Annotated in this window: 11 protein-coding genes; all 11 read right to left on the bottom strand. The window is 41.5% G+C overall.

The genetic code is table 11. The features are described 5' to 3' along the window. Positions 1-180 (bottom strand): helix-turn-helix domain-containing protein (locus tag LFYK43_RS11570; RefSeq protein WP_148095604.1); only part of this gene is annotated, 180 nt, incomplete at its 3' end. 83 nt (positions 181-263) lie between these two features. Further along, positions 264-953 carry a YjjG family noncanonical pyrimidine nucleotidase gene (locus LFYK43_RS11565; protein ID WP_124978456.1) on the bottom strand — a complete coding sequence of 230 codons (690 nt, stop codon included), beginning with the start codon at positions 951-953 and terminating at the stop codon, positions 264-266. A gap of 46 nt (positions 954-999) precedes the next feature. Continuing rightward, a complete protein-coding gene (gene murI, locus LFYK43_RS11560) occupies positions 1000-1776 on the bottom strand; it encodes a glutamate racemase (protein WP_439957220.1) in 777 nt (258 codons plus the stop codon). Between the two features lie 26 nt (positions 1777-1802). Then, positions 1803-2969: a pyridoxal phosphate-dependent aminotransferase gene (locus LFYK43_RS11555; RefSeq protein ID WP_124978452.1), complete on the bottom strand. Its 1167-nt coding sequence runs from the start codon at positions 2967-2969 to the stop codon at positions 1803-1805. A gap of 89 nt (positions 2970-3058) precedes the next feature. Continuing rightward, positions 3059-3826: a DeoR/GlpR family DNA-binding transcription regulator gene (locus LFYK43_RS11550; protein ID WP_124978450.1), complete on the bottom strand. Its 768-nt coding sequence runs from the start codon at positions 3824-3826 to the stop codon at positions 3059-3061. Positions 3827-4053: 227 nt separating this feature from the next. After that, positions 4054-4977, bottom strand: a complete 924-nt coding sequence (locus LFYK43_RS11545) for a manganese-dependent inorganic pyrophosphatase (protein ID WP_124978448.1) — start codon at positions 4975-4977, stop codon at positions 4054-4056. Between the two features lie 64 nt (positions 4978-5041). Next, positions 5042-6010, bottom strand: a complete 969-nt coding sequence (locus LFYK43_RS11540) for a LysR family transcriptional regulator (protein ID WP_124978446.1) — start codon at positions 6008-6010, stop codon at positions 5042-5044. A gap of 528 nt (positions 6011-6538) precedes the next feature. Continuing rightward, positions 6539-7159, bottom strand: coding sequence for an orotate phosphoribosyltransferase (pyrE, locus tag LFYK43_RS11535; protein WP_124978444.1), 621 nt, complete (start codon positions 7157-7159; stop codon positions 6539-6541). Continuing rightward, positions 7159-7869: an orotidine-5'-phosphate decarboxylase gene (gene pyrF / locus LFYK43_RS11530; RefSeq protein WP_124978442.1), complete on the bottom strand. Its 711-nt coding sequence runs from the start codon at positions 7867-7869 to the stop codon at positions 7159-7161. The genes pyrE and pyrF overlap by 1 nt, the downstream gene beginning before the upstream one ends. Then, positions 7859-8803: a dihydroorotate dehydrogenase gene (locus LFYK43_RS11525; protein ID WP_124978440.1), complete on the bottom strand. Its 945-nt coding sequence runs from the start codon at positions 8801-8803 to the stop codon at positions 7859-7861. The genes pyrF and LFYK43_RS11525 overlap by 11 nt, the downstream gene beginning before the upstream one ends. 43 nt (positions 8804-8846) lie before the next feature. Further along, positions 8847-10136, bottom strand: coding sequence for a solute carrier family 23 protein (locus LFYK43_RS11520; protein ID WP_124978438.1), 1290 nt, complete (start codon positions 10134-10136; stop codon positions 8847-8849). Between the last annotated feature and the right edge of the window lie 181 nt (positions 10137-10317).

The following is a 10317-nucleotide window of genomic DNA, read 5'->3' as shown; positions in this document are numbered from 1 at the left end:
AGTTTGTGGTTTTAATGCATCAATCCCACCACTTTGGTAGAGTTCCACCCAATGTGTAACATGGGAATGGCGAACCCCGTATTGATGTTGAATAGCGTATGCGGTCATAGATTCAGCCTGAACCAGATTAATATAAAAGAGTTTCTCCTCTAACGTGTATCTGAATCCATTTTTCCCCATAAAAATACTCCTCCCTAAAGTAGGCAAGCTTTAATTATTTAGCTTGTCTACCTAAGAAGGAGTATACCCCTCTCACTACGGCACTATGCATATTTCAAGATTTCATCCAAAGCTGAGATCTGATAAGTTGGCTGGACCTGCGTGAAATTATCAGTCTGTGTCGGATTGAACCAGAAAGTATCAATTCCAGCCTTGCTTCCCCCAAGAATATCTGAACTCAAGGAATCACCGACCATAGCCGTTTTCTGAGGTAAAGCGTTAGAATGCTCAAACAGATAGGCAAAGAAACGGGGATCAGGCTTCTCACAACCCACTTTCTCAGAAACAAAGATTTGATCAAAAAAACTCACTAAATTCGAGTCTTTTAATCGTTGTTCCTGGACAAAAGCGACACCATTAGTTGCTAAAAACAATTGCTTGTTCTCAGTTTTTAACTGTGTCAGCATTTGTGTTGCACCTTTGATCTCTTCATGTCCGTTAGCCAAATAAGACAGATATTGCTGCGAACATTTTAGTCCGCTAACTTCAAGCTGATAATAATTCTTGAAAAAAATCTGGAAACGCTGTTCAAACAACTGGGAGCGTGTAATTTCTTTTTTTTCTAATTTTTTCCAAAGACTTTGATTATAAACGCTAAAGGCCTGTAAAGCTGCAGAATCAGCTTTAACCTTTAAGTCAGAAAATAGTGCTTGTAATGCTTGCTTTTCCGCTGATTTGAAGTTCAGCAAGGTGTCGTCTAAATCAAAAATCAATGTTTGATACTTTTCATTCATGGTATAAATTACTCCTCACTAAAGTTCAATTCCATTTTGTTGCTGTTCAAAGTGAAAATAACTTGCGGCTTAACTTGATTTCACGTGGATCAGGATTACTGTTATAGAATTTGACACTTCCTGGCTGTTCTGGACTGCACTTTGCTCCTGTTCTTTCAAGTTCCGCATCGAGTCGCTTAGCAGCTCCCAGCGCACCGTCAACAATGTAGATGTTCTTCCCTACGATCTTCTGGATCGTTGAACGAACAAAGGGAAAATGCGTACATCCTAAAACGATCGCGTCAGTCTGGTTAAGATAAGGTTTTAAAATCTTTTTCAAATACGAGTTTAATTGTGGACTGTCGAGCTCACCCCGTTCAACAAATTCAACCAATTCGGAAGCCGGTAAAACACTGATCTGTGCCTGATCACTATAATTTTTAACAAGATCAGCAAATTTTCTTTCCTGTAAGGTTAATTTAGTTGCCATTACAAGCACATGTGAATTTTGTTTGTGCTCTACTGCAGGCTTAACAGCCGGTTCTAATCCAACGAAAATCACCGCTGGAAATTCAGCCCGTAAACGAGAAATCGCAGCGCTAGTTGCTGTATTACAAGCTATTACGATTGCTTTGACATCCCGAGCAACAAACTTTTTAACTATGTTTCGGCTCAATTGATAGACCTCTTCAGTCGTTTTTATACCGTAAGGAGCGTTAAAAGAGTCGCCATAAAACAGAAAGTCTTCATGCGGCAATAAACGGCAAAGCTCCTTTAATACGCTGATCCCGCCGACTCCTGAATCGAAAACACCGATTGGTCTATTAATATCAACAGTTTTCAAACTCTTACCCTCCATCAACCTGTTACTTAGTTCTTTTTAACATACTCACTGATTCGCTCAGCCGCCTGAGCAAGCTCTTCCATAGAGGCTGCATAACTGATGCGCACATAGCCTTCTCCTCCTGGTCCAAAAGAGGCACCAGGGATTAGCGCAACGCGGGCATTTTTAGCCAATGAACGAACAAAATTCCAAGAATCCGTACCAAATTTGCTGGGGATCTTGGCAAATAAGTAAAAAGCACCGTCTGGACTAGCAACCTTAAAACCGCAAGCTTCAAGCTTGGCAGTTAAAAAATCGCGCCGGGCAAGATATTGTTTTTTCATAGCCAAACTATCTTCTTGACCATTAGTCAAAGCTTCCAAAGCCGCGTACTGAACGTTATCTGTCGGTGCTGTGACCATATACTGATGGGCTTTAACTGCTTGTTCAACGAAGTCATCAGGTCCCATTAAAAAGCCCATTCTCCATCCTGTCATTGCATGTGATTTGGAAAGACCCGCCACAAATAATACTTGGTCAGGCAAAAACTCTGCCAGACTAGTGTGCTCTTCCGAGTATGATAACTCAGCGTAAACTTCATCACATAAAATCCAAATGCCGCTTTCCTTCAAGACAGCCGCTAGTTCTTGCAGCTCTTTTCTCGAATACGTAACTCCAGTAGGATTGCTTGGGTAAACTAGTACCAGTGCCTTAACGTTCCGATTTTTGTTAGCTTCCAGAGTCTCCCGTAATTTTTCTGGTGTTAACACAAAATTGTCGGTACTTGTATCGATCGTCACGCACTGCCCATGGTTAATTTCAGTGATCGGGATGTAAATCGGAAAAACAGGCGTTGGAACTAAGACTACATCCTCTGGGTTTAAAACTGTTTGTAATGCAGTGGCAATTGCTTCAGTCGCTCCAATTGTAGCAATCACTTGCTCTGGCCGATATTGCAGCTTGAACTTCTCGTTGTAATACTTTGCAGCAGCCTCGCGGAGAGCTGGAATACCAGGATTGGGAGTGTAATGCGACTGGTCATCGTTAATTGCTTCAACCGCAGCTTGTTTGACGTGTTCAGGCGTGTTAAAATCTGGTTCACCTAATGTCAACTTGATGATACCCGGGATCTCACTAACTTCTGTATCGAATTGCCGAATATCAGAAATTGCAACTTTTTCGATTTGTTGATTGAACTTATGCTTTAAAACCATATGATCACGCCCTTTGTTTAAAATTATTCCCATTATACCAGCTGAACGGAAAGTATTGCCATTCAAATAAAGAAAGTTTACTAGATCTTCTATTTTTTATTCATGCTGTCAGCGACCTTGATCTCAGTGTTTGAATCAAACAATTCGCGCTGCTTTTTTGTTGGCATTTTATCTGTGATAAATAAAGAAATTTTATCTAACGAACAGATCCGATAATATGATTTATTTACGAATTTTTGATGTTCAGCCACTAAAATTACTCGGCGGGCCCGCTTAACAGCCATACCAACAATTTCCGCGTCCCCCTGGTCAAGTAAATAGACACCATTCTCATCGATTCCTGAGGCCGCGATGAAAGCTGTGTCAAACATAATGTCTTGTAGTTCTTCCATTGCTAAATTGGAGTAAAAGAAACGGTTGTCGTGATCGAGTGTTCCGCTCAGGATCTTGACTGTGACCTTACTATTCTGGGCAAGAGCAATACAGTTATCTAATGAATGTGTCACAACTGTTAACGGAATGTTTAAATTCTGACATGTTTTTAGCAAAATAGTCGAGGAATCAATAAAGTAAACGTGTTGCGGCTTAAAGTAGTTGATCGCTTCCATAGCAATTTGTGTCTTAGGCTTGCTAAAGCGTGCAAGACGACTTTGATAATTTGGAACACTTCTGCCAAAATCCAGAGGAAGTATGCCGCCATGGGTCCGACGAACTTCGCCCCGCTTGGTTAATAAAACAATATCTCGCCGTGCAGTATCCTGAGAAATACCAAATTCACTCATAATATCTTTGGTTGATAATTCTTGTCGTTCTTCTAATAATTGCTTGATCAGTTCGATTCTTTTTTCCTGACTCAACTTTACCACCTCAAAAGAATATTCTTGAGTTCATTATACTTGTTATTTTAGGTAAAAAAAAGGATTTGTAATGATTATTCTCCTGCTTGAGTGTGGTGTATTTATCAAGGTATAGTTAAAGTAACTTTTTATTGTTTCTATTAGCCAAATTATAGCAGTAAAAAAGCTCCTAACATTTTGACTTTTGCCAACTTTGTTAGGAGCTTTGATTATAAGCGAAAAATAGATTAAGCGAATGCCTTTTCCAAAGGTGGAACAACTTGCTTCTTACGTGAAACCACTCCTGGAAGGTCTACTTTGTCGTCAGTCAGTTTTTTACCGAAAGCTTTTTCGACGAAATCTTGACCATCACCAATCGCAAGCAGACGTGTATTAGAATCCAAAATGTTAGTTACCATTAAGAGAAACAGGTCATAGCCATTGTCAGAGTTTTGTGCGGCAATTGCTGCACGCAATTCCTCTTCACGCGCAAAAACCTCACTGAGATCAACTGTATTGACCTGGTCGACCCGCACTGTCTTGCCGCCCATTTCAAAGCTCTTGGCATCAGAAGTTACCAACTCTTCAGCTGTTTTAGTAGCTAAGTTTGTCCCAGCCTTTAACATTTCCAAGCCGTATTCTTCATAAGAAACTCCAGCGATCTCAGCTAATTTTTTACCGATTGCAATGTCATCATCAGTGGTTGTTGGTGACTTGAATAACAATGTATCTGAAATAATTGCAGATAACATTAACCCAGCAAGTTTGGCTGGGACCTCTACCTCATGCTCAGTAAATTCTTTAAAGATGATCGTACTACAGCAGCCGACTGGTTCAGCACGGTAATATAACGGCGATGCAGTACTAAAATTAGCGATGCGATGGTGATCGATCACATGGCTAACAGCTACGTCTTCAATATCAGCAACACTTTGCTGATGTTCATTATGATCGACTAGAACTACTTGGCTCACTTCATCACTTGCTTTGGCAATAACGCGTGGATATGGCTCAGAAAAATGATCTAAAACAAATTTGGTTTCATCGTTAGGTTCGCCCAAAGCAACGGCTTCTGTGTCAGCTCCTAATTGATTAAGCAGATATGAATATGCTTTTGCAGCTACAATTGCATCTGTATCTGGGTTTTTATGACCGAAAACTAGTTGTTTCATTGTTAATTATCTCTCCTTGTGATCTATAGTCTGGATAAAGATTCAAACTTGGTATGTTTTAAGCTTATTGCTGTTGTTTAAATTCTGTCAAGCGGGAAACATAATCTTTTTGGGACAAATATTCATCAAACTCTTGAAATAGATTGTTGATCCGTGGAATTTCAGCTTTACCTTTGCGATAAACGAATGACATCTCAAAGGAGATCTCAGGTTCCAATTGTGCGTAGTAGAAGTCATCATGTGCACTATGCTCATTGGCCGCAACGAATGATGCCGGCAACGCCGTATAATTTCCTGTGCGCTGTGCAAATTGAAGTAATTGCTGCGGTTGAGTGAATCTAGCCACAAAATTAGGCGCATCAATATTCTCATTACGATATGCTTCACGCAATTGGGCATCTACGTAAAAATTGATCGGATAGCCGACCCACGGCTGGCCGACAGTATCTTTGAGCCTGATTTTTCTGCGCTTCTGGTATTTTTCATTTTTATGAACAAATACCAAGCTTTCTGAAATGATCTTTCTGGCAGCATATGGCTTCCAATTTTTAATGTTTTCATCTGGCAGATACATAATAGCCAGATCTAGTTGATTATTTTCCAACCCTTCCCAAATTTCTTTCCGGGTCAAAGAATAGATCGTGATCTTAATATCGTGATGCCTTTGATAATAATCAATGACAAAATCAAAGAAAACTTCAGTATCGATCGATGATAAGATCCCGATGTTGATCTCACCCAGGTCTGCACTGGTAGATTGTTGAATCTCATCAGTTGCACGATTGAGTGTTTCGTAAATCTGATGCGTTGCATCTAGCATCGTATAGCCAGCATCAGAAAGGTGCAGTTTCTTGCCCACTGAATAGAAGAGCGGTGCACCTACATTCCGTTCAAGCTTCTTGATCTGTTGAGTTAAGGCAGGTTGAGTGATCCCTAAAATCTGCGCAGCCTGGGTATAGCTCATAGTTTCTGCCAACTGCAAAAAATATGTTAAAGTTTTCGAAGAAAAAATACTTTCGTGCTGTGTTTTCATTAAATACGACCCCTTTTCGTTTTTAAACACATCAACTTGTGTTTAGATTTTTTGACCGGCTGATTCACACCAGGCAAAAAATCTAACCTTTCAAGCAAATTATGTACTCAAAGTTACCAAAGCAGATAAATTCTTGCCCGAAAAATCTAGCAAGTTCGCAAACTGATAGTGACTAATTAGCCTTGGCTCAAAAGTTTAAAGCTAAAGCTTTTCTCCCCCTAAACAGCCAACAGTTTACGGAAGATCGACCTGCTAAGCACAACAATCAGTACAGGATTTATTATATCAAACTGAAGATAATTTTTCACTATTAGTAGCATAACTTGCGAAAATAATCACAGAAGCTGGCCGACAGCCTTTTGAGATTAAGTTCACTTGCTATAAACTGATACTTGCAATAAGTTTACTCTTTAAAAATAATTTTGGCAAATTCATTTTTTGCGCTGTCTTGCATGTGTCAAACAAAAAACGGATCAAAATCCTGCTTCGATCCGCAATTCACCAAAAACGTCGCCCTTTTTTTCTAAATTAGCTCATCCATGCAGCCGGATCTTTTTTCCAACTTGCCATCGATGCTATTTCCTCAGATGTAAAAGTTTGTTCAAGCTGGGCTTGTTCCAGAAGTTCAGAAAAGTTCGTTAAAGTATGGTAGCTCAATTTATTAACCTTAAAATTTTCAGCAAGACTGGGCAGTTCATAATTAAAAATCCCAACCACGCCTAAAACATCTATTTTTTCTTTTTGAACCGCATGGACAGCGCGCAAAACGCTCCCCCCAGTTGAAAGCAAATCATCGATCACAACTGTTTTCTGCCCAGCTGCGGCGACGCCTTCTATTTGTCTGCCTTTGCCGTGGTCCTTAGGCGCCGACCGGATGTAAATCATTGGGAGATCTAAAATTTGAGCGACCCAGGCTGCATGTGGGATCCCTGCTGTTGCCGTTCCTGCTATTAACTCCGTGTCGGGATAATATTTTGTGATCAATTGGGCGAGCCCAGCCGCTATTTCATTTCTAACAGCTGGATAACTGATCGTCAGACGATTGTCACAATAAATTGGGCTTTTGATCCCACTTGCCCAAATAAAAGGTTCTTTTGGCGCTAACTTAACGGCATTGATTTCCAATAATTCAGCAGCGATTTTTTTCATTATTCTCTTCCTTTCAACCATAGTTTTTGGACTTCTTGGTAAGCACGAAACGGATCAGGTGCTTGAGTAATACTACGTCCAACTACTATCATGCCGGCTCCTTGCTGTGCAGCCTGATCAGGTGCTACGACTCTTTGCTGATCATTATGGCTATCAGCAGTTAACCTGATCCCAGGGACAACAGTTAAAAATTCATCTTTGACAGCCTGATTGATCGAAGCGGCCTCAAGGGCTGAACAAACGACACCGTCTAAACCTGCACTATTAGCCAGCTGCGCATAATTGACAACACTTTCTGCCATACTGACGCTAGAAAGCTGTTCATTGCGCAGCATTTCCTGTGACGTTGAGGTCAGCTGAGTAATAGCAACCAGCTTAGTGTTTCCAGTTCCCGTTGCTAAACCGCTTTTTGCAGCCTCAAGCATTTGTTTGCCGCCTGCTGCATGGACGGTAGTTAAAGTAACATTTAACTTTGAAATACTTCTCATTGCAGCTTCTACTGTATGCGGAATGTCATGACACTTCAGGTCTAAAAAAACATCGTGTCCTTGTGCTGTTAATTCTTTGATCAAATCAGGACCGCAGCTGTAAAATAATTCCATTCCAACCTTCACAAATAGTTTCTCATCACGGGGAAATAAGTTTAAGAATCCTGTCATTTGATCACGATCTGCAAAATCTAAGGCGACGATCGGCCGTTTATCTTCCATCTTTCATTTCCTTTCTGACTTCAAGACGTAACTCTTCTAAAGAAGAGACATTGAGCTGGTCCATCACTGCCGGCAGCTGCTCTGCGATATGTTTGCAAGCCAGCGGATCTTGAAATTGGGCGCTTCCGATCTGGACAGCACTTGCACCTGCCAGATACATTTCGATCACATCTTGAGCGGTAGTGATCCCCCCAACGCCGATGATCGGCAGATTAACGGCATGAGCAGCTTGATAGATCATTCGAATTGCCAAAGGTTTGATCCCCGGCCCAGACCAGCCGCCCATTTTATTCCCCAGAACCGGCTTTCTGGTCTGGGGGTCAATATGCATCCCATAAACAGTATTGATCATGGTTAAACCATCGGCGCCGCCTGCTTTCGCAGCTTGCGCACAAGCAACAATATCGGTGACGTTTGGTGTCAACTTAACATAGAGCGGGAGGCTTGTCTTTGCTTTGACTGCTTGAGTCAGCCTTGTGATCATCTGCGGATCACTCCCAAATTGCATCCCGCCCTGAGCTATGTTTGGACAAGAAACATTGAGTTCTATAGCTTGAACTTGCCGTGCAGTACTAAAACGAGCAGCAACTTCAACGTAATCGGCAATTTCTTCACCCGCGACACTGCCGATCAATGGCAAATCAGGATACTTTTCCCGAAGAGCAGGGATCTTATTGGTGATCACCTGCTCAATTCCCGGATTTGTCAACCCAACAGAATTCAGGATCCCATTTTTCAAAACGGCGATCTGCGGTTGCGGATTACCCTTTTTTGCTTGGGGGGTAGTCGTTTTTAAAACTAAAGCCCCTAAATTATTTAAATCAAATGAAGCTGCTGTCTTTGTATCACCAAAACCAAAGCTGCCGCTAGCCGGCATAATTGGATTTTTAAGCTCTAATCCTGGCAAAGTAACAGCAAGACGTTGTTCATCCACAATAGATCCCTCCAATTTAAATTAGCTTGATCCTACACTCTGCTTATTTTTTCTCACTAAATGCTTCTGCTGGTAAAACAAGGTTTAAGAGGATCCCGAAAACAGTAGCCAAGGCAATGCTTGTCAACTGGAAATCGCCCAACTGCAAGTATGTTCCTCCGATACCAATTACTAAGATCACAGAAGTAATGACAAGATTGCGCTTCTTTTCGTAATCGATTTTTGAATCGATCAAGATCCGCAAGCCGTTAGAAGCAATCATTCCAAATAGTAAAAATGAGATCCCACCGATGACTGGTGTCGGGATCGACTGGATCACCGCCGCGATCTTACCGCAGAAACTGAAAACTACGGCAAAAAATGCTGCGCCAGCCAGGACCCAAACACTATGGACCTTGGTCATTGCCAAAACTCCAATATTTTCACCATAAGAAGTTGTTGGAGGCCCACCTACAAAACCAGCGATCATTGTTGATAGTCCATCACCCAGCAAAGTTTTATGCAAGCCTGGATCCTTAAAGAAGTTTCTTTTAGTCAACTTGTTTAAAACCATGACGTGACCAATATGTTCAGTCATTGTCACAAATGCGATCGGTGCCATACCAATGATAGCTGCCGGATACCATTTAAAATCATAGTTGATAAACATAGCATTGAAGGCAGGCAAGCTGAACCATTTAGCTGCTTTGATCCCAGCAAGATCAATGATCCCCATGCTTAAAGCCAAAAGATAGCCGCATACTATTCCTAACAAGACAGGGATCACGCTGGGAAATCCTTTCAAAAACATATTGAATATGATCGTGATCAGTAAGGTGAAGATAGCGACCGCGAAATATTTCAAATCATAATGGGAATTATTAAACATTGCATCGTTAGCGGCCGTAGTCGCTAACGATAATCCGATCACAATAATGATCGGTCCGACAACAACTGGCGGTAAGATCTTGTCCATCCATTTGGAGCCAAACTTAGAAATCAACCAAGCCACCAAGACATAAACCAGGCCAGAAGCAATTGCACCTTGACCGACCGCAGGGTAGCCGAATTGCTTCATTAAAGCTTGCATCGTTCCGATAAACGCAAAACTGGAACCAAGGTATGCTGGGATCTTCGCCTTAGTGCAAGCTATGTAAACCAAGGTCCCAACCCCGGACGCAAACAAAGCGATACTTGGATTGATCCCGATCAGTAACGGCACCAAAACAGTTGAGCCGAACATCGTAAACAAATGCTGGATCGACAACACCAACCAGTGCATGAATTTAGGCTTGTCCCCGACATCTAAAATAGCCTCTTCGTTGCGAAATGCTTCTTTACCATTATTCTTCAATTTTGACCAATTCCTTTCATTTAGAAAAATCGCTGTTGTAATCGGGTAGGAGATAGTTCACACTATCGACCTCCCACACCACCGTACGTACGGAACCGTATACGGCGGTTCAACAACTTAAGCTTTTGCTTGAATTGACTGATACAACTGGGACATGTTTAATAGTCCTCGCTGTGTCAGT

The sequence above is a fragment of the Ligilactobacillus salitolerans genome (assembly GCF_003864415.1).
GTDB classification, from domain to species: Bacteria; Bacillota; Bacilli; order Lactobacillales; family Lactobacillaceae; genus Ligilactobacillus; species Ligilactobacillus salitolerans.
This window is presented reverse-complemented; position numbering and strand designations above follow the sequence as displayed.

What these genes read in the sequence shown, in the direction of transcription:
- pyrF (WP_124978442.1), bottom strand. Translation starts at nt 7,869, where the DNA reads ATGGAAGATAAACGGCCGATCGTCGCCTTAGATTTTGCAGATCGTGAT.
- LFYK43_RS11565 (WP_124978456.1), bottom strand. Translation starts at nt 953, where the DNA reads ATGAATGAAAAGTATCAAACATTGATTTTTGATTTAGACGACACCTTG.
- LFYK43_RS11545 (WP_124978448.1), bottom strand. Translation starts at nt 4,977, where the DNA reads ATGAAACAACTAGTTTTCGGTCATAAAAACCCAGATACAGATGCAATT.
- LFYK43_RS11540 (WP_124978446.1), bottom strand. Translation starts at nt 6,010, where the DNA reads ATGAAAACACAGCACGAAAGTATTTTTTCTTCGAAAACTTTAACATAT.
- pyrE (WP_124978444.1), bottom strand. Translation starts at nt 7,159, where the DNA reads ATGAAAAAAATCGCTGCTGAATTATTGGAAATCAATGCCGTTAAGTTA.
- LFYK43_RS11555 (WP_124978452.1), bottom strand. Translation starts at nt 2,969, where the DNA reads ATGGTTTTAAAGCATAAGTTCAATCAACAAATCGAAAAAGTTGCAATT.